The organism is Acidisoma sp. (genome assembly GCF_035492295.1).
In the GTDB taxonomy this organism is placed as follows: Bacteria; Pseudomonadota; Alphaproteobacteria; order Acetobacterales; family Acetobacteraceae; genus Acidisoma.
In genome coordinates this window covers 1-19,004 of sequence record NZ_DATJJK010000141.1, presented here as the reverse complement: position 1 = coordinate 19,004, position 19,004 = coordinate 1, and the positions used below count along the sequence as shown (strand labels likewise).

Here is a 19,004-nt window from a genome sequence, read left to right as displayed (position 1 = left end):
GGCCGCAGGCGATTGGCAGGCGGATCGAAACGGTTTTCACGCTCTCCGGCCGAGCCGCCGAAAAGGCGCTTCCGCCCGTTCATGAGCTACACCGCCTCATTCGCCGCCAGAGCCCTGGGCCCGAGACAGTGGCAACCTGCAACAGGGATCGCGATTTTGTCTAGTTTTTAAGCGCCTTCACGCAAATTTCCCTGACAATTCCAGGGATCCGCCTTTTGATTAGGCATGATGCACAAAATCTGACGGAAAATGGCGCATCTTCCGGCACAATGAGAGGCCGGCGCCGTAGAATGCCGCGCTCAGGCCGCCATGCGACCATGGCGCCCTCCGCCGCCTTCGGGCTCCGCGGCCGTCAGCCGGAAGCGGGCCGCCATGCCGGCGAGGGACGTGACTTCGGCCGCCAGTTCCTTGGTCGCGGCATTGGTCTCCTCAACCATCACCGCCGTCTGCTGCGTGCCGCGGCCGAGCTCCTGCATGGATTCGTTGACATTTCGCAACATGCCAGCCTGACGGCCGGCGGCAGCGGTGATTTCCTGCACCGCCTGGTCGATCTCTCCCACCTGGGCCGCGAGGCGCACGAGCACCTCCCCCGTTCGGGCGACGCGATCCACGCCAAGTTGCACATGGGTGCTGGCACCCGCGATCAGGGTCTTGATCTCGCGCGCCGCATCGGCGGAACGCTGGGCAAGCGCGCGCACCTCGGTCGCGACCACCGCGAAGCCGCGCCCCGCCTCGCCCGCCCGCGCCGCCTCGACGCCGGCATTGAGGGCGAGGAGATTGGTCTGGAAGGCGATTTCGTCGATCACGCTGATGATTCGGGTGATCTGGTTGGAGGAGGCATCGATGCCATTCATGGCCTCCACCGCCTCCCGCACCACCTGGCCGGAGCGTTCGGTATCACCACGTGCGGCGCCCACGATGCTGCGGGCGCTTTCGGCGCTGGTCGCCGTGCTCTGCACCGCTTCCGTCACCTGGCCCAGCGTCTCCGTTGCCTCGTTCAGCGTATTCGCCTGACGCTCGCTGCGCTCGGCGATCCGATCGGTCGCGTTTGAGATGTCGCCGCTCGTCCCGTTAAGCGATTCCGTGTGTTTGCGGATGCCGCCGAGGATCTGCCGCAGCGCGCCCACCGTTTCGTTGAAGTCCCGCCGCAGCCCCTCATATTCGGCCGGAAAAGCCGCCGTGACGGTGCGGCTGAGATCGCCCGCCGCCAGCGCCGAGAGGCCGCTGGCAAGAGTTGTGACGACCGCCGCCTGATCCGCCACCGCGCGGGCGCGCGCCGCTTCGGAGGCTTCGCGTTCGGCATCGGCCCGCAGGCGCTCAGCCGCCACCGCCGCCTCGGCCTTCTGCCGCTCGGCCATGGCGGTTTCCGCCGCCTGCAGGCTACGGCCGACGGCCGCGACGAGGCCGGTGATCTGCTGCGTGATCCAGACCAGCGCCCCCGCCTCCAGCACCACGATCCCGGCATGAAGCAGGACGCGGGGAAAATTCTCCCCGCCCGGAAAGATGAGGGCGGGTGCCAGGAAGTTGAGCGCCAGATGATGGACGGCGGTGGCGCCGGCGGCGGCGAGAATGACATCGCGGTCGCAAAAGCCGGTGAGGATCGCAAGTGCCGCGAAATAATACATATGGATGTCGATCTGCAGCGGGCTGCCGCTTGTGGTCGCGACGATGATGGAAATCATGCCGACATAGGCGACCGCGAGGGTGAGGCGGGCCGTCTTGCTGCCCGCATTGCGCCAGACCGGCAGGCTGGCAGCGAGGCTCAGCAGTGCCGCCGCCACCACCGGGGTGACCCAGTCATGGCCGCAGACGATCGCGACCGCGGCCACGACCGGCAGGTGCAGCCAGAGACCGATGGCGACCCACCGGCTTGTGGTGGTGCGCAGGGTTTGCAGTTGGTCCGACACAGGCGTCCCTCCTTTCTACTGTCTACGGTGCGACTGGCTGTGCGACGGCCCCGCCGCAGCCTCCCAGGGCCAATGGGTCGAGGACCGCCCAGGCCCCGGCCCGGCGCAGCACCTCTGCCCCGCCCCGTTCCGTCATCACGATCACGATGTTGGGCAGACCGCCGAAACGGATGACGGGCCCCGCCTGCCCTGCGGCCGAGATGGACTGCAGCCCGCTCCACCAGGGCGGAAAGATCGCCGCTACCGCTCCCTGATCGGCCGGCCGGCTCGCGATCACGAAGGCGGCGAGAAGCGAGCCGAGCGCGAGCGTCAACGGATAGAGCCAGACGACAAGACCGCCAGGGGAGAACTGCCTAATTCGGTTCATGCCCCATCAGAATCACAAAAAGGTTAATGCCCCGCGTATGACGCCCATAAAGAAGACCGCGTTGGTCCGGGATTTATCCGGGGCCCCGAACCGCCTAAGCTCGGCAGACGGTCGCCCGGGCGACCCATGCCAGATCAGGGATATGCAGATGACAGAGACGACCACCGGCTACGTGCCGCCAAAAGTCTGGACCCCCGCCCCTTCGGGCGGCGCCTTCGCCAATATCAACCGCCCCGTGGCGGGGCCGACGCATGAGAAGGATCTGCCGGTCGGCCAGCATCCGTTGCAGCTTTATTCGCTCGCCACACCGAACGGCCAGAAAGCGACGATCATGCTGGAGGAGCTGCTGGCACTCGGCCACCAGGGCGCCGAATACGACGCCTGGCTGATCCGCATCGGCGACGGCGACCAGTTCTCCTCCGGCTTCGTGAAGGTCAATCCGAATTCCAAGATCCCGGCACTGCTCGACCGCAGTGGCGAGACGCCGATCCGCGTCTTCGAATCGGGCTCGATCCTGCTCTATCTCGCGGACAAGTTCGGCGCCCTCCTGCCGAAGAACACCGCTGGCCGCACCGAAGCGTTGAACTGGCTGTTCTGGCAGATGGGCTCGGCCCCCTATCTCGGCGGCGGCTTTGGCCATTTCTACGCCTACGCGCCGGAGAAGTGGGAATACCCGATCAATCGTTTCGCGATGGAGGTGAAGCGCCAGCTTGACGTGCTCGACCGGCAGTTGGGCGAGCATCGTTATGTCGCAGGTGAGGACTACACCATCGCCGATATCGCGATTTGGCCCTGGTACGGCGGGCTCGTGCTCGGCAACCAGTACGGCGCGGCCGAATTCCTCTCCGTGCAGGACTACAAGAACGTGGTCCGCTGGGCGCAGGAGATTGCCGTGCGGCCGGCCGTGAAGCGCGGCCGGCGCGTCAATCGGGTGATGGGACCCGAGGAAGAGCAGCTGGCCGAGCGGCATAGCGCCGCCGACCTCGACTGATCATGCAAAGGGGCGCCGAGGCGCCCCTTTGCCTCAGCGCGGCACCTGGGTGACGATGACATTCCAGGAGCCGGGCTTGAGGCGGGCGGATATGCGCTCGCCCTCCACCCGCACATCGCCAAGATCGCGTGGCACGACCGCATTGGGCCGTTCGCGCGTGTTCATGGTCTTGAGCTGCAGATCATGCACTTCCTGCGCCGAAACCAAGCGCCGCTCGGTGCCGAGGCCGCGCAGCTCAGCGGTGAGATCAAGCGTCTCGCTGAGATGGCGATTCATCGCGAAAATCGTCGTCGTGCCGTCTACCGGATTGTCGACCACGCATGAGAGAAGATAGGGGATTTCGGGAAAGGATTTCGCGGCATAGGCCGGACTCTCGACCCGCGTCCGCATGACGCGGCCATGGCCGTGGCGGGCGGCGAGCGCAAAGGGATGGAAGATCGTCTGCCGCCAGGCAGGGCCGCCCGGCTCCGTCATGATCGGCCCGATGACGTTGACAAGCTGGGCGAGACAGGCGGCCTTCACGCGATCTGCATTGTTCATGAGCGTGATGAGCGCACCACCGACGATCAGCGCATCCTCGACATTGTAGACCTCCTCGATCAGCCGCGGCGCCTCCGGCCAGCCCGGGCGCCGCATATGCTCGATCTGATGGGTGCGGTACCAGACGTTCCATTCGTCAAAGGAAAGCATGATACGCTTCCGGGAGCGACGCTTGGCGGCAATGGCGTCGGCAATCGCCGTCACTTCGCGAATGAAGGTATCCATGAGTTCGATGACGCCAAAATACTCCCGCATGTCGTCGTCATCGTTGCGGAAATAGGTGTGGAGCGAGATGAAATCGACCTCATCGAAGCAATGGTCCAGCACCTCGTATTCCCAGGCGCCGAAGCTCGGCATGTTGCGATGGGAGGAACCGCAGGCGGCAAGCTGCACGGTGGGATCGACCCAGCGCATGACCTTGGCGGTTTCAAGGGCTATGCGCCCGTATTCGGCCGCGGTCTTGTGGCAGATCTGCCAGGGCCCGTCCATTTCGTTGCCAAGGCACCAGAATTTCACGTCATGCGGTTTCTCCCAGCCGTGCGCCCGCCTGAGATCGGAAAGCGCGGAGCCTCCCGCATGGTTGCAGTATTCCAGGAACTGCCGCGCTTCGTCTGGACCTTTGGTGCCGAGATTGACACCGAACATCGGCTCAATCTCCGCCTTGTGGCACCAGTCCATGAATTCGTTTGTGCCGAAGCGGTTGGTCTCGGTCGAGAACCAGGCGAGGTCGCGCCGGACGGCACGCTCCTCCACCGGCCCCACGCCATCCCGCCAGTCATAGCCGGACAGAAAATTGCCGCCCGGGTAGCGTATGATGGTCGGGCCGAGTTCGCGGGTCAGATCCAGCACATCCTGCCGGAAGCCTTGTGCATCGGCCTGTGGATGGCCGGGCTCGAAGATGCCGGTATAGACGCAGCGGCCCATGTGTTCGACGAAGGCGCCGAAGATGCGGCGGTCGAGATCGGCGACGACGAAATCACGATCGACAACGAGACTGGCGTGCGGCATGGTCTTTCTTCTTATCCCTTAATGCCGGCCGAAAGCATCACGGCCTCGGTCACGCGGCGTTGGAAGATCAAATAGGCGACGGCAACAGGCAGGGCCGCCAAGACGGCCGCGGCCATGTTGCGGGCGTATTGCACCCCGAAGGCGTCGTGCACCTGGACAATGCCGACGGTGACCGTCATCGAGCGGTCGGTGCTGGTCACGAGAAAAGGCCAAAGGAAGTTGTTCCAGGCGGCGATGAAGGTGATGATGGCAAGGGCGGTGGTGATTCCCCAGTTCATCGGCAGATAGACACGGGCAAAGAGGCGAAATTCACCGGCGCCATCTACGAGGGCCGCTTCCCGGAATTCCCGCGGGATCGAATCGAAGAATTGTTTGTAGACGATGACGGCAACGGGAACGATAAGCTGTGGCAGAACAACGCCGCCCCAGCGATCGACCATCCCGAAATCATTCATCAGAATGAAATGCGTGATCATCAATGCCTGTATCGGCACCATGAAGCTCGCCAGGATCATGGCAAACAGCAGCCGGCGGCCATGGAAGCGCAATTGCGAGATGGCATAGCCGCAACAGGCACTCATGCCGATGACAAGCGCCGTGACCAGAACCGATGTCGCGAGGGAATTGAGGTACCAATGCCCGATCGGCGTATGCGCGAAGACATAGAAATAGCCGGCGAGCGTCCAGACACTCGGGAGAAGGTGCAGACCGGGTCTCACCACATCGTATTCTGGTTTCAGCGAGGTGACGATCGCCCAATAGAGCGGAAAGGCCCAGATGACGGCGCAGAGAATGGCCAGCAGAGAGAGCAGAAGGGCGCCCGGCCGGGCGCGCAGGCGGCTCATCTCTCCCCCCTGAGACGCAGCAGCTGATACTGCAACACCGAGAAGGCGACGATGAGCACGAAGAGAAACACGGCAACCGCGGCGCCGTAGCCGCCATGGTTGAGCACAAAGGCCTGATGGTAGATATACTGCACCAGGACATAGGTTGAGTTGAAAGGCCCGCCCTGCGTCAGCAGATAGACCTGATCGAAGATCTTCAGCTGCAGGATGAGCTGGATGGTGAGTACCAGTGCCGTCACCGGCCAGATGAGCGGCCAGGTAATGTGGCGGAACTGGGCGATGCGCCCGGCACCATCCAGCGCCGAGGCATCGTAGAAATCGGTCGGAATATTGCGCAGCCCCGCGATGAACAGCAGCACATTGAAGCCGTTGGTCCACCAGATGGTGACGAGGGCAAGCATGGGCATGGCCCAGACCGGATTATGGAAGACGGCGATGCCATGCGGATCGATCAGCCGCAGCAGCCGCTGCGCGATGCCGAATTGCAGGTCGAACATCCATTGCCAGATCTGCGTCACCACCGTCACCGGCAGGATATAGGGCAGGAAGAAGCAGGCGAGGATGATGCTTTGCAGCCAGCCGCGCAGCCGCGCGACCATCAGCGCAATGGCAAGCCCCAGCACAGTTGTGGGGATGACCGTCAGCAGAACGAAATAGCCGGTATGGACCACGGCCCCCTGAAACATGTGATCGCGCAGAAGCCGCAGGTAGTTGTGCGCGCCCGTGAAGTGCCCAGCCCCGATCAGCGGCGCATTGGTGAAGCTCAGCTGCAGCATGCGCAGGCTCGGATAGATGAAGAGCACCAGATAGGCGAGGAGGAAGGGTGCGACAAAAACCAGCGCCACCCTGCCCTGCCCAGCCCTGCGGCGCGCCGGAACATCCGCGGCTGATGCACTGCGTACCGGCGCGCGGTCTGCCGAGGCCCGGGCCTGTCTCACGACGGGGGCCGACTGCGCGCCGGCCATGCTATTGCAGGTCCCCTTCGAGTTCGTCCTTCAGCTGCGCAATCGCGGCCGAGGCGGCGATCTGTCCGTTGATGGCCGGCTGGATGAAGTTGTTGCAGGCGTCATAGATGGGTGACGCGACACCAGCAATCTTGGAGCGGGGATCGAAGACCGCCGTTTTCGCGAGCGACGCATAGGTCGCGTTGGGCTGCATCTTCTGAAAGGCAGGGCTGTCCGTCACCGGCCGGTAGGCAGGAATATGCCCGGCTCCCGCCCAGAGGATGGCGTGATGCTCGATCCAGGCGATAACGGTCAGATCCGCCTTGATCTTCTCAGGCGGTACGGGATTGCCGCGCCGGTTGGGAATGGCAAAGGAATGAGAATCCGCCCAGGTCGCCGCATGGTCGAAAAGCACGGGGATCTGCACCGCTCCCCAGTGAAAGCCGAGCTTTCCGGACTTGGCGAGATCGATCATCGTCGGCACTTCCCAGACACCGTTGATGTGCATTGCGGCCTTGCCGGAGGTAAAGAGCGCGATGGAGGCCGGATAGTCGGTGAGCTTCGGCGCCCAACCTTGCTTTACCCAATCGGCGATCGTCTCCGTCGCCTTCACGGCTTTCGCTTCGCTATCACCCGGCAGAACACGATCGTCCTGGAGAAAGGTGCCGCCCATCTGGTTCAGGAGGGTGTAGAAGATTCGCCAATCGGTCGCACCGTCATCGTCGGAGCTTGCGAAAGACACACCGTATTCCGCGCCGTTCTTGCCTGTCAGCTTCTTGAGCGCCGCATCGAAATTCGCGATTCCATCGAGACCTTTGGGCAACCCGTCGGGGCCCAGAAGCCCCTCCTTCGCCAGCAGGTCCTTGTTGTAATAGAGGATGATGGAGTGAATATCGAGCGGGATGGCGTAGAGCTTGCCGTCCACATGCGCCGCACTCCAGTCGGAGGGGAAGAAATCCTTGGCCGAGAGGCCGACGGAAGCGAGTTCCGCATCCGTGTAGGGCCTGAGCGTGCCGGTGGAGACGCCGAGCGGCAGGCGCGAGAGATGATAGGTCATGATATCCGGCCCCTGCCCGACGGCGGCCGAGGTCTGCACCTTGGTATAGAAGGGCGTGCCCCACTGCAGGGTGGTGCCGTCGATTTCAATATTCGGATGCTCGGCGTTGAACTGGGCGATCAGCGCCTTCATGCGCACGCCGTCACCGCCGCTGAGGAAATCCCACCACACGACATGGGTTTTTTCCGCGGCCGAGGCTGCCGCGGTGATGCCGAATAATGCGGCAAAAACGGCCGCCAGACACAGGCCAGCACGTTTCATCGGTGCCCTCCCCATCTTTTCTATTTTGGGGAAATCCCTGCCCATTGGCTGGCGAGGTTTCCCTTCTTGACCAATGGTATTATCATATGGTCTGAAACCCTGTCGACCCCTTTCACAGCCAAGAGGGTCTGAGGCCCCAGGGAGAGAGGCACGGCGCGCATGCTCGAACGCGATCTGACGGTGGTCGGCACGATGAGCTCGCAAATCGAGCGCAGCCTCGGCATGCGGATCGTTGCTGGAGAGTTCCTGCCCGGAACGGCGCTGCCCATCGAGAGTGAGCTTTGCGAGGTCTATGGCGTGAGCCGCACCGTGGTGCGGGAGGCGGTCAAGGCCCTCGCCTCAAAACGTCTTGTCGAGGTGTCACCCCGCGTTGGTACGCGCGTCCTCCCCTTCGGTGACTGGAACCTGCTCGACCGCGATGTGCTCGCCTGGCGTCTCGCGGCCAAGTTCGACGGCAAAATCCTGGAGGATATCTTCGAGATGCGGCTCTGCTTCGAGCCGCGTGCCGCCTTCCTCGCGGCGCGCGATGGGACGCAGGAGGATCATGCCGCCATCCGCCGCCATTGCCGCGACATCGCCGAGGCTCATGCCAAGGGCTTGCCCGCGCGCATCGCCGCCGAGGCCGCGCTCTCCTTTCATCTTGCCGTGATCAACGCCTCCCGCAACGGGCTGTTCATCACCATCGGCAGTGCCGTGAAGTCCGCGCTGCGACTGTCCTTCGATCGGGAGAAGGGCGAGCCTGCAGATCCAGCCGAGGACGTGGCGCTGCACGAGCGCGTGGCCGACGCGGTGACGAAACGGGAGCCGGAGGTGGCAGCACGAGAGATGGAGCAATTGCTCTTGGCTTGGCGGCGTCGCCTGCTACCGGTGCCGGACCGGAATTGAGCAGACCCGACCCGGGCGACTCTGCAAAGAGAGCCGCCCGGGACCTCGGTTAACTGTTGCTGCCAGCCGCGTTATCGCCCGGCTGGGCCATCAAGAGACTCAACGGAACTGGCTTCGACCCCGCGCAGGCGGACAGCGCAATCGTGCTGAGTGCAAGAACAAGATACATGTAGCGACGCATTTATAATCTCCTGACGCATGCTCTCCGATTTTCCGGAGAGACCGCCAGCTCCGGTGAGCTGATCGGCCTGTCCCCATGGACAGCGGCAGAGAGGATTTATTCCCGGCGACGTGTGCTGGCATCGCGACAAAGCTCGCCTCAGGCACGCACCCCGCGGGACGCGGCGGACGCATGGCCGAACAGCATTTTTCCCTGAAACAAAAAGGTATGTGTTAAATCTGAAACTTTTGATTTTCCCGGATGATCGCCCGGCCATTCACTCTGGCAGGACTCGCTCCAGCTCGTCGCAGACTGCATCGGTGGCTTGCGGGATGTGCCTGCCCTTATGGCAGGCATGCACCAAACAGCGCGGCGGCGGCTATGGCCGCCCTTCGGCCAGCAGGGTGACGAGCTTGGCCCGCAGCGCCGCCGGCGAACAGGGCTTGCCGCAGAAGGCAGCACCCGGGTAGCGGCCTTCCAGCATCACCTGGTCGGCATGGCCGGAATGGAAGATGATCGGCATGCCGGCGTCGCGCAGAAGGTCGGCAGCCGGATAGACCTCGCCATCCCTCAGCCGCACATCGAGAATGGCGCAGGCAGGGCGCTGGCACGCGTTTCCCGCGATCGCCTCCAGCGTCTCTTTCAGCGTCGCATAGGGACCGTCCACCACGAAACCGGCATCCTCGACCGTTGCCTGTATATCGAGTGCGACAAAGAGTTCGTCTTCGACGAGCAGGACAATCTCAGACATCGGCGAGGACCTCCTTCGGCAGAACCAATTCGATCATATAGCGGTTGCCCTCCGCGGTGCCGCGCACCCGGGCGCCGAGTTGGCGCGAGGAGGTTTTGACCAGCAGCGTGCCGAAGCCGGTTTTGGGCGTCTCCTCGAACGCGCGCCTCCCCTCCTCCTGCCAATCGAGCACCAGTTCCTCGCCCTCCAACCACCAGCGCATAGCAAGCGACCCGCCTTCGGCATCACCCAGCGCGCCATATTTCACGGAATTCGTCGCCCACTCATGTAACATCAGCGCCAGCGGCGAGAGCGACGCGCGATCGATCAGGACGGGCGGGCCCTCGATGGTGACCCGGGCATGGTCGCGATAGGGTGCGAGCGTCGTGTCGATGAGGTCGGAGAGCGCGATCATGCTCTGCTCGCCGCTGGCGGACGCGAGCGAATGGGCCTGTCCCAGCGCCACGATGCGCTCCCTGATATCGGACGCGAAGGTGGCCACGTCGTCATGCGAGCGGGAGGCCGCCGAAACCATGCCGCCGATGATCGCGAAGAGGTTCTTCACGCGGTGGTTCATCTCGCGCAGCATCAGTTCGCGGGTTTCGGCGACGGCATATTCGGCGGTCACGTCGATCCATACACCCACCATGCGAACTGGCTGGCGGCCATCGACGAGGCGGCCAAAGCCCTTGATCCAGCGCAGATCGCCCCGCGTCGTGGTCAGGCGGAAGCTTGCCTCGAAATCGCTGCCCTCGCGCGCTGCCCGCTCAAGCGCCGACGCGACCGCCGGACGGTCCTCGTCCACGATTCGCGCCAGCATCTGTTCGACCGCCAGCTCCCCCTCCGGCGGCAGGTCAAAGAGCTTGCGCTCAACGGCGTCCATGATGATCGCGCCGGTGTCCGGCCAAAATTCCCAGACGCCGATGCCCCCTGCCTTGATGGCAATATCGAGCCGCTCGCGCTCCGAGGCGAGATCCCGCTCGAGGGAAAGCGCGTCCGTGATCTCGGTCAAAACCAGGCTCGCCCCGTCGGCAGTGCCGTTCTGGCTACGATAGGCCAGGATGCGGAGGGAGAAGGTCCGCGTACCGTCCCGGCTGACAACGCGACGCTGCACGGGCGGCGCGCCCTGCACCACGCGCTGCGCGTCCTCGAGATAGGAGGTTTCCTGCAGCCGGCTCGCGACATCGGCCAGGGGCCGGCCACGGTCCGACGGCTGCAGAGGGAAGATGCCGGTGGCGGCTTCGGTATAGCTGCGGATGCGCAGGGCACGGTCAACCACGACCACCGCAAGCTCGGTCGATTCGAAGAAGTTACGCAAGTCGGAATTGGCTGTGGTGAGCTGGTCGACCTTGCTTTTCAGCTCGTCATTGACTGTCGCCAACTCCTCGTTGGTCGATTGCAGCTCCTCGTTCATCGACATCATTTCTTCGTTGGAACTCTTCAGCTCCTCATTCGCGGTCTCCAGCTCCTCGACCGCGCTGCGCAGCCGGTGGCGGGTCAGCCGCAACTCATCCTCCAAGGCCTCGATATGGTCTTCGTCCGGGGGCAGATCGCCGAGATCGCTGTCCTTGGCGGGACGAAAGTCGCCCGCATCGCGGAAGATCAGCAAGAAGGTGCCGTCGCCCAGCGGATCGCAGACGACCTCGACGGGCTGGATGCCGAAATCGGTTTCGACCTCAACCTCACGGGCGACCAGACGGCGGCGCTCATCGCGCCCGCGGCGGAGCAGCGGCCCAAGCACGCGGCGCAAGCCGGGTCGCGCCAGGGTAATGGCGCTGGATCCGCCGGCGCGCGTGACGGGGAAATCGAAGTAGCGGCCAAGCCGACCATAGGCGGCAAGGATACCGCCATCCTGATCCAACACCATCGAGGCCGGGGCATAGCGGTCGATGACGCGGCGGATCGCCACGCTCTCATCGGTGAGGGCGGCCTGCATGCCGCGCCCCTCCTGCTCCCGCGGGAGCGGACGATCGCGCTGGCTGCCGGGAAGATCGATGGGATAGGTCGGCGCGCCGGGCGAACGGGTGAACAGCCGCGCACGCTGGTCTGTCACCGGAAAGAGATGCTCGAAGCGGCCGACGCTTTCGGAAGGACCCAGGAACAGGAAACCGCCAGGCCGCACGGCGTAGTGCAACAGCGGCATGATGGATTGCTGCAACCGGTCGTCGAAATAGATCAGCAGATTGCGGCAGGAGATCAGATCGATGCGTGAAAACGGCGGGTCCTTCACCAGGCTGTGGCTGGAGAAGCGGATGAGATCCCGCACCGGAGTGACGATGCTGAAGCGCTCGCCATGCGGCACGGCATAGCGGTCGCGCAAGCTGGCCGGGATATCGGCGAGTGCGGCGGCGGGATAGGTCCCCTGCCGTGCGATCTGCAGCATCTGTTCGTCGATATCGGTCGCAAAGATCTGCACCGCCAGCGGCTGGTTGAGCACACGTGCCGCATCGGCGAAGAGCATGGCGATGCTGTAGGCTTCCTCGCCGCTCGAGCAGCCGGGCACCCAGATGCGCAGATCCTCGTGCGGATCGCGCTCCCGCATCAGCGGCTCGATCACCCGGCTGCGCAGCGTCTCGAAAAGCTCGGGGTCCCTGAAGAAGCGGGTAACATTGATGAGCAGGTCTCGGAACAGCGCCCCGCATTCTTCCGCATCGTGGCGGATGCGCTGGAGATAGGCATGCCCCGTGGCGATGCCGAGCACATGCATGCGCCGCTCGATCCGGCGAACGAGTGTGGAGCGCTTGTAACCGTTGAAATCATGTCCGACGGTCGCGCGCAGGACCTGGCAGAGATCATCGACATAGTCGGAGACGAGATCGGCCGCCTGCAAAGGGTCATCCGCCCCCCGCCTGGCGAAGAACGTCGCGAGGCAGGGGATGATTTCTGCCGAGGGCCGGATGAAATCGACCAGGCCGGTACCGACCGCCGATAGCGGCATGCCGTCGTACCGTGCGGTGTCCGGCTGCTGAACGATGCAGACACCGCCACTCTCCTTGACCGCGCGCAACCCGGTGGTGCCGTCCGCCCCGGTGCCCGAGAGGATGACGCAGGCGCCATGGGCCTGCTGATCCGACGCGAGGGAGAGGAAGAAATCGTCGATCGGCCGGCGCAGGCCACGGGGCTGCGCGAAATCCGTGAGTTCCAGCCGGCCCCCGCGGATAGCGAGGCCGCGCCCGGGCGGGATGATGTAGACGCGATCCGCCTGCAGCGTCTCTCCGCCCTCACATTGCAGCACGTCGAGGGCGGTCTGCCGGTCGAGCAGCTGGGCCAGCATGCTCTCGTGATTGGGGTCGAGATGCTGGACCACGACAAAGGCCATGCCGGTCGGCAGGCGGGCGGCACCCAGCATGTCGCGCAGCGCCTCCAACCCACCGGCGGAGGCGCCGATGCCGACGATAGGGAGCCGCTCCTGATGGGGGGCGACGAGGTTGGCCGCCGTCATTCCCCCTGACCCTGTGATGCTTCGGCAAGGGTGAGTTTCGCCTGGGCGATGAGGGCTGCCGTATTGGCGATGGTGAGCAACGAGCCCTCGATGATGATGCCGCTTTCCGCGAGGACGGGGCTGAGGCGGGTCAGGGTGCTGCCGAGTTCGGCATCATAATCGGCGAGCAGGTCCGGCTGGGAGCGGCTGATGTCGAACTGGGAGGCGAAGATAAAGCGTATCCGGCGGTCAGGGCTCCGAAGTTTGGACATGTAGAGGAGATTGACGAAGGGGGTGCCGTTCTTGCGGAAATTCACGATCGGTGTGCGCAGGTTGGCGGCCTGGTCCTGCCGCAGGAAGGGATGGATCTTGTCCCGCGCCGCGCGGTTTTCGGCGCCACGCTGCATCATCCGGCAGTTGCGCCCGATAACCTCTTCGGACGGGTAGCCGGTGAGGCGTTGGAACCCGGCGTTGACCAGCACGAGGGGATGATCGTCATCTGCATGAGCCAGGGCGAGCGCGATGGACGAGCGCTCGAAGTAATCGCGAAGCAGGGTGGGGATTGGATCTGAGGTCACGCATGCACTTCCTCCGTGAAGGGTAAGAAGGCCTCCGGTCCGGTTCAAGCTCGGTGCCGAACTTGTGTCCGTCCTCAGAACGTCATGCATTCGCCAGGCAATTGAGATCGGACCGTCACCGACGAACGCTTGAGGTCCGCGCTGTGTTCGCAAGAATCTTAAGGGGGTGTCCGGTGATCCTGAGCCTCGGCCTCGCTCAGGCCGGGACGGTCACCCCGCGCGCCTCGAAACGGAGGGCCGCCGGGTGTTCCACCCCCTCGGCCGCGAAGGCGGTACCATGCAGGACGCGGAGCCGTGCATGCTCCCCTTCGCGCAGGCCGGATGCGCCGAGACGGTGGAAGGGCATCAGCGCGGTAAGGCTGATGCCCTGCATCAGCGCCTCGACCTTGGCAAAGGCGCCTGCCATCCGGACCCGGGTGATGACGACCGGGCCCTCATGCTCGGGCTCCAGAAGCAGATCATGCGGCCGGACATAGAGCGTGACATCCGCCCCCGAACGCGCGAGCGGATGATCGGGCTCCAGCCCATGGGCCAGCACATCGCCGGTGCCGGCGAGGATCGCCGCGCCGCCTTCCCCGAGCCGGCAGGGCAGCCGGTTTGCCTCGCCCAGAAATTCCAGGACGAAGGGCGTCGCGGGCCGGGTGTAAAGCTCCGCCGGCGTGCCGACCTGTTCGACCTTACCCTGCGCCATGAGGACGATGCGGTCCGCCAGTTCCAGCGCCTCCTCCTGGTCATGCGTCACCAGCAGGCTGGTGATGGCAGTGCCGTGGTGCAGATCGCGCAGCCAGGCGCCGAGCTCCTTACGCACCTTGGTATCGAGCGCGCCGAAGGGCTCGTCGAGCAGCAGCAGCCGCGGTTCGATGGCCAGCGCCCGGGCCAGCGCCACGCGCTGCCGCTGGCCACCGGACAGTTCGCTCGGGTAGCGGTCGATCAGCCAGCCGAGCTGCACCAGGTCAAGCAGCGTTGCGACGCGGCTGCGGATTTCCGCGCGCGTCGGGCGCTCTCCGCGCGGCCGCACGCGCAGGCCGAAGGCGATATTCTCACCCACCGTCATGTGGCGGAACAGCGCATAATGCTGAAAGACGAAGCCGACGCCGCGTTCGCGCGGATGGCGCGCGATGCGATCCTCGCCATTGATCAGCACCTGCCCGGCGTCCGGCAGATCGAGCCCGGCGATGATTCGCAGCAGCGTCGTCTTGCCCGAACCCGAGGGACCGAGAAGCGCGACGAGCTCGCCCGCCGGAATCTCCAGAGAGACATCCCGCAATGCCGCGAAGGTGCCGAAGCTGCGGGACAGATTGCGAATCGTGACATGACCGGTCATCAGGCGGCTTCCCCTGTTGCACTGGATGAGAAGAGGAAGCGTCGCTCGAGCACGGTTTTGGCGACCAGGGTGACGAGGGCGAGGAGCGCCAGCAGTGAGGCGACCGCGAAGGAGCCCACGATATTGTAGCTGTCATACAGCGCCTTGACGTCGAGCGACATCGTATCCGTCAGCCCCATGATATTGCCCGAGACGACGGAGACGGCGCCAAACTCGCCCATGGCGCGGGCATTGCTGAGCAGCACGCCGTAGAGCAGGCCCCAGCGCAGCTTGGGCAGCGTAATGCGCGCGAACATCTGCCAGCCCGATGCGCCAAGCAGCAGCGCCGCCTCCTCCTCCTCCGCGCCCTGCTCCTCCATCAGTGGAATAAGCTCACGGGCGACGAAGGGCAGCGTCACGAAGATCGTCGCCATGATCATGCCAGGAAGCGCGAAGATGATCTTGATGTCATGCGCCTCCAGCCAGGGGCCGAACCAGCCCTGGCGGCCGTAGAGCAGCACGAGCATGAGGCCGGCAACCACGGGCGAGACCGAAAAGGGCAGATCGAGCAGCGTCAGGATCAGCGGCCGGCCAGGAAAGCGAAACCGCGCGAGACACCAGGCGGCGGCGAGGCCGAAGACGACGTTCACCACCAGGGCCACCGCCGCTACGATGATGGTAAGCCGGATCGCCGAGAGCGTGGCGGGGTCGAGGATGGCAGTGAGATAGCCGGACAATCCCTGCGCAAAGGCCTGGGCGAAAACCGTCAGCAGAGGCAGCAGCAGAAACAGAATCATGAAGGCGAGTGCCGCCACGATCATCAGACGATCGGTGACGCGGCCGCCCCGCCGCGGAAACTGTGCGCGTTCACCCATTGCGCCGCCCCCTCGCCACGCGCTGCAGCAACAGAATCGCGAGCAGGAAGATGAAGGACAGCAGCAGCATGACGGTGCCGATGGCCGCCGCGCCCGCGAAATCGAATTCCTCGAGCTGATTCACGATCAGCAGCGGCACGATTTCCGAAACGCCGGGCCGGTTGCTGGAAATGAAGATGACGGAGCCGTATTCGCCCAAGCCCCGCGCGAAGGCCATGGCGAAACCGGCCGTCAGCGCCGGAAGAATGGCCGGGAAGATGACACGGGCGAAGGTCTGGAAGCGGCCTGCCCCCAGCATATGGGCGGCCTCCTCCTGCTCGGCTTCGAGATCCTGCAGCACGGGCTGCAGGCTGCGCACGACGAAGGGCAGGCCGACGAAGGTGAGCGCCACATAGACGCCGAGCACGGTGAAGGAGACGCGCAGGCCGAGCGGCGCCAGCAGGGCGCCGAGCCAGCCATGTGGCGCGTAGAGCGTTGACAGCGCGATACCGGCGACCGAGGTCGGCAAGGCGAAAGGCAGATCGACCATGGCATCCGCCAGACGGCGGCCGGGAAATTGCGTGCGCACCAGAACCCAGGCGATGAGCAGGCCGAACACGGCGGAGGTGACTGCTGCCGCCGCCGCGCAGCCGAGGCTGACCTTGAAGGCGCCGAGCACGCGCGGCGTGGCCAGAAGATGGCGGATGCCAGCGGGCCCCAGGGTCAGCGCATCGCCCAGCATGGCGGCCGCCGGCAGCAGAAGGACAAGACCCAGTCCGAAGAGCAGGATGCCGAGGCTGAGGCCGAAGCCCGGCAGGATGTTGCGGGCCGGGCGGCCGCGCGGCAGGGCGAGATCGGCGGTCGGCGCAAGCATGGCCGTCAACCGTTATAGATCTGGTCGAAGACCCCGCCATTGGCGAAGAAGCGCTTCTGCGCCGCCTGCCAGCCGCCGAAGGTGCCGATGTCGAAGGTATCGATCTTCGGGAATTGGGCCGCGTATTTCGCGGCGACCGCAGGGTTGCGCGGCCGGTAGAAATAGCGCGCCGCCAGATCCTGCGCGTCCGGCGTGTAGAGATTTTGCAGATAGGCCTCGGCTGCCGCGCGGGTCTTGTGGCGATCGACATTGCTGTCCACTACCGCGACCGGGGGCTCCGCCAGAATGCTGAGGGCGGGTGTCACGATCTCATACTTGCCGCCGCGGGAGACCGCCATATGCGCCTCGTCCTCCCAGGAGACCAGCACATCGCCAACGCCGCGATTGGTAAAGGTCAGCGTGGCACCACGAGCGCCGGCATCGAGCACCGGCACCTGGGCATAGAAGGCGCGGATGAAGGCATCCGCCTTGGCGGCGCTGCCGCCATTCTGCTTGAGCGCCCAACCATAGGCCGCGAGGAAGGACCAACGCGCACCGCCCGAGCTTTTCGGATTGGCGGTGACGATCTGAACATCCTTACGCACAAGGTCCGACCAGTCCTTGATGCCTTTCGGATTGCCCGCGCGCGTGAGGAAAACGATGGTGCTGGTATAGGGCGTGCTGTTCTGCGGCAGACGCTTCTGCCAGTCGGCCGCGATCAGGCCGGCCTTTGCGATAGCATCGATATCGTAGCCGAGGGCGAGTGTCACGACATCGGCCTCCAGCCCGCTGATGACAGCGCGGGCCTGCGAGCCGGAGCCGCCGTTGGAGACCTTGACGGCGATATCCTCGCCGGTCTTGGCCTTCCACAGTTTGGCGAAGGCCGCGTCATACTCGGCATAAAACTCGCGCGTCGGGTCATAGGACACATTGAGCAGGGAGCGGCCAGGTGCCGCATCCGCCCGGAAGGGCGCCGCCTGCGCCAGGCCGCCGAGCCCGGCGGTGGCAGACCATTGCAGAAGACGGCGGCGCCCGATCGGAAACTCATTCTCTGACATGGGAAACCTCGTTCAGGAGATATCGCAGGAAGGCCGCAGCATCGTGGCGTCAGCTACCAATAAAGCCAGGTGCCGATCGCGAAGACCTGCGCCATCGTATCGTTGTTGGACGAACCTGCCTTGCCGGCCAGGAAGTCGTACCCGGTCTGATGGCGGCCGCCGTAGAGGTAGGAGGCGAAGAGCTTCAGGCCGGGGACGACGACGTAGGTGGCGCCGGCAGCGGCGCCGTATTCGCGGCGGGTGCCTTCGGTCGTCGGCGACGACCAATCTCCTTGACTGTCATAGACGAAGTAGCTGGCGCCAACCGTCAGTGGTCCGGTGCTGTAGAGACCTCCGGCGAGCCAGCCGACGGCGTCCGCGCCTCCCTGATAATTGGGCTCGAACTGGCCGTTCATGTTGCCGAACTTGGTGTTGCCGCCGACCATGAAGCCGGCGTAGCTCAAGGTCATGCCGAAACTGCCGACCTGCATGTTCTGGTAGGGCAGGCCCGCCTTCTCAGTGCCGGTATAGCCCACCGGCGCCGCAGTCATGTAGGCGGCCGACATGTTGAGGCCGAGGGCGCCGAATTTCTGCCGGTAGCGGCCGCCGAGTTCGAAAGTGTTGCGGCGCAGGTCCGTCGCGGTCGAGGAGGAGGTCGTCGCTGGGGAGTAGTTGGCGGCAGTCTGGTTCGGCTCGAAGCTGACACCGAAGCTCAACCCGCTCCAGCTCGGCGAGATGTAGTCGATCTTGTCGGTGGTGCGCGTGTTGTTGCCCCAGGTGAAGGGATAGACAGGGCGGGCCTGAGAGTTGACGAAGAAATTCTGGATGTCGCCGTTCCAGCCGCCGTCATCAAAGCCTTCATCGCCGCTTTCGAAGCGACCGGTGTCGAAAAGGTAGATCGCGCCTTCCTGCTGGCCGAAGCGAACCAGGCCGAGCTGAGGCAGGCCGAAATAGCCGAATTCACGCAATACATAGAGGGTTTCGGTGCTGGCGTTCGTGCCGGGGCTGGAGGCGGTGTTCGCGCGGATTTCGGTCTGGGCACCGTATTGCAGGCCGTTGGCGGCCACGCCATCGAAGCCCGGATAGAGGCGCATATAGCCGGCCAGACCGCCACCAGCATATTTCGTGCCGTTATAGCTCTGGCCAGTGAAGGCGCTCACGCCTGCCCACTCGGACACGCGACCGCCGAGGCGAACGACGATCGTGCCGGGCGTGATGGTTTTCTTGAAATCGGGGGTCGAAACCTGAGCCTGGGCGGCACCC

General features: G+C 64.6%; 16 protein-coding genes. 2 read left to right on the top strand and 14 right to left on the bottom strand.

The features are described 5' to 3' along the window. Positions 1-299: 299 nt before the first annotated feature. Together VL752_RS10055 and VL752_RS10050 are read right to left on the bottom strand one after the other, a co-directional pair. Entirely contained in the window at positions 300-1,907 is a 1,608-nt protein-coding gene (locus tag VL752_RS10055; protein ID WP_325354713.1) for a methyl-accepting chemotaxis protein, read from the bottom strand. 22 nt (positions 1,908-1,929) lie between these two features. Further along, positions 1,930-2,274 (bottom strand): hypothetical protein, encoded by a 345-nt coding sequence (locus tag VL752_RS10050; protein WP_325354711.1) that lies wholly within the window; start codon positions 2,272-2,274, stop codon positions 1,930-1,932. Between the two features lie 148 nt (positions 2,275-2,422). Here VL752_RS10050 and yghU point away from each other — a divergent pair, with 148 nt between their 5' ends. Next, on the top strand, positions 2,423-3,265 hold the full coding sequence (yghU, locus tag VL752_RS10045) for a glutathione-dependent disulfide-bond oxidoreductase (RefSeq protein WP_325354709.1): 843 nt from the start codon (positions 2,423-2,425) through the stop codon (positions 3,263-3,265). Between the two features lie 33 nt (positions 3,266-3,298). Here the strand turns inward: yghU and VL752_RS10040 are convergent, their stop codons facing one another. From VL752_RS10040 to VL752_RS10025, 4 genes are all read right to left on the bottom strand, one after another. Then, on the bottom strand, positions 3,299-4,813 hold the full coding sequence (locus VL752_RS10040) for an alpha-N-arabinofuranosidase (protein ID WP_325354707.1): 1,515 nt from the start codon (positions 4,811-4,813) through the stop codon (positions 3,299-3,301). An 11-nt stretch (positions 4,814-4,824) separates the two neighbouring features. Beyond that, the gene (locus tag VL752_RS10035; protein WP_325354705.1) at positions 4,825-5,658 is read right to left on the bottom strand and encodes a carbohydrate ABC transporter permease; all 834 of its coding nucleotides are present in this window, start codon (positions 5,656-5,658) and stop codon (positions 4,825-4,827) included. Beyond that, positions 5,655-6,503, bottom strand: coding sequence for a carbohydrate ABC transporter permease (locus VL752_RS10030; protein WP_325354703.1), 849 nt, complete (start codon positions 6,501-6,503; stop codon positions 5,655-5,657). Before VL752_RS10030 ends, VL752_RS10035 begins: the two co-directional genes overlap by 4 nt. Before the next feature lie 121 nt (positions 6,504-6,624). Then, a complete protein-coding gene (locus tag VL752_RS10025; protein ID WP_325354701.1) occupies positions 6,625-7,920 on the bottom strand; it encodes an extracellular solute-binding protein in 1,296 nt (431 codons plus the stop codon). Positions 7,921-8,079: 159 nt separating this feature from the next. On the opposite strand from VL752_RS10025, the gene VL752_RS10020 reads away from it, so the two are divergent. Beyond that, positions 8,080-8,805 carry a FadR/GntR family transcriptional regulator gene (locus VL752_RS10020; protein WP_325354699.1) on the top strand — a complete coding sequence of 242 codons (726 nt, stop codon included), beginning with the start codon at positions 8,080-8,082 and terminating at the stop codon, positions 8,803-8,805. Positions 8,806-9,344: 539 nt separating this feature from the next. Here the strand turns inward: VL752_RS10020 and VL752_RS10015 are convergent. The 8 genes from VL752_RS10015 to VL752_RS09980 all read right to left on the bottom strand — a co-directional run. Further along, the gene (locus tag VL752_RS10015) at positions 9,345-9,716 is read right to left on the bottom strand and encodes a response regulator (protein WP_325354697.1); all 372 of its coding nucleotides are present in this window, start codon (positions 9,714-9,716) and stop codon (positions 9,345-9,347) included. Then, positions 9,709-13,137, bottom strand: coding sequence for a CheR family methyltransferase (locus VL752_RS10010; protein ID WP_325354695.1), 3,429 nt, complete (start codon positions 13,135-13,137; stop codon positions 9,709-9,711). Before VL752_RS10010 ends, VL752_RS10015 begins: the two co-directional genes overlap by 8 nt. Continuing rightward, complete coding sequence (locus tag VL752_RS10005; protein WP_325354693.1) at positions 13,134-13,694, bottom strand: PAS domain-containing protein; 561 nt, start codon at positions 13,692-13,694, stop codon at positions 13,134-13,136. Before VL752_RS10005 ends, VL752_RS10010 begins: the two co-directional genes overlap by 4 nt. A 196-nt stretch (positions 13,695-13,890) precedes the next feature. Further along, positions 13,891-15,018, bottom strand: coding sequence for a sulfate/molybdate ABC transporter ATP-binding protein (locus VL752_RS10000; RefSeq protein ID WP_325354691.1), 1,128 nt, complete (start codon positions 15,016-15,018; stop codon positions 13,891-13,893). Beyond that, positions 15,018-15,872, bottom strand: coding sequence for a sulfate ABC transporter permease subunit CysW (cysW, locus tag VL752_RS09995; RefSeq protein WP_325354689.1), 855 nt, complete (start codon positions 15,870-15,872; stop codon positions 15,018-15,020). The genes VL752_RS10000 and cysW overlap by 1 nt, the downstream gene beginning before the upstream one ends. Then, positions 15,865-16,725, bottom strand: a complete 861-nt coding sequence (gene cysT, locus VL752_RS09990; RefSeq protein WP_325354687.1) for a sulfate ABC transporter permease subunit CysT — start codon at positions 16,723-16,725, stop codon at positions 15,865-15,867. The genes cysW and cysT overlap by 8 nt, the downstream gene beginning before the upstream one ends. A gap of 5 nt (positions 16,726-16,730) precedes the next feature. Beyond that, positions 16,731-17,762 (bottom strand): sulfate ABC transporter substrate-binding protein, encoded by a 1,032-nt coding sequence (locus tag VL752_RS09985; protein WP_325354685.1) that lies wholly within the window; start codon positions 17,760-17,762, stop codon positions 16,731-16,733. A gap of 53 nt (positions 17,763-17,815) precedes the next feature. Further along, positions 17,816-19,004 (bottom strand): porin (locus VL752_RS09980; RefSeq protein WP_325354683.1); only part of this gene is annotated, 1,189 nt, incomplete at its 5' end.

Coding starts and splice junctions, on each gene's coding strand:
- VL752_RS10050 (WP_325354711.1), bottom strand. CDS start 2,274: ATGAACCGAATTAGGCAGTTCTCCCCTGGCGGTCTTGTCGTCTGGCTC.
- yghU (WP_325354709.1), top strand. CDS start 2,423: ATGACAGAGACGACCACCGGCTACGTGCCGCCAAAAGTCTGGACCCCC.
- VL752_RS10040 (WP_325354707.1), bottom strand. CDS start 4,813: ATGCCGCACGCCAGTCTCGTTGTCGATCGTGATTTCGTCGTCGCCGAT.
- VL752_RS10035 (WP_325354705.1), bottom strand. CDS start 5,658: ATGAGCCGCCTGCGCGCCCGGCCGGGCGCCCTTCTGCTCTCTCTGCTG.
- VL752_RS10025 (WP_325354701.1), bottom strand. CDS start 7,920: ATGAAACGTGCTGGCCTGTGTCTGGCGGCCGTTTTTGCCGCATTATTC.
- VL752_RS10020 (WP_325354699.1), top strand. CDS start 8,080: ATGCTCGAACGCGATCTGACGGTGGTCGGCACGATGAGCTCGCAAATC.
- VL752_RS10015 (WP_325354697.1), bottom strand. CDS start 9,716: ATGTCTGAGATTGTCCTGCTCGTCGAAGACGAACTCTTTGTCGCACTC.
- VL752_RS10010 (WP_325354695.1), bottom strand. CDS start 13,137: ATGACGGCGGCCAACCTCGTCGCCCCCCATCAGGAGCGGCTCCCTATC.
- VL752_RS10000 (WP_325354691.1), bottom strand. CDS start 15,018: ATGACCGGTCATGTCACGATTCGCAATCTGTCCCGCAGCTTCGGCACC.
- cysW (WP_325354689.1), bottom strand. CDS start 15,872: ATGGGTGAACGCGCACAGTTTCCGCGGCGGGGCGGCCGCGTCACCGAT.
- cysT (WP_325354687.1), bottom strand. CDS start 16,725: ATGCTTGCGCCGACCGCCGATCTCGCCCTGCCGCGCGGCCGCCCGGCC.
- VL752_RS09985 (WP_325354685.1), bottom strand. CDS start 17,762: ATGTCAGAGAATGAGTTTCCGATCGGGCGCCGCCGTCTTCTGCAATGG.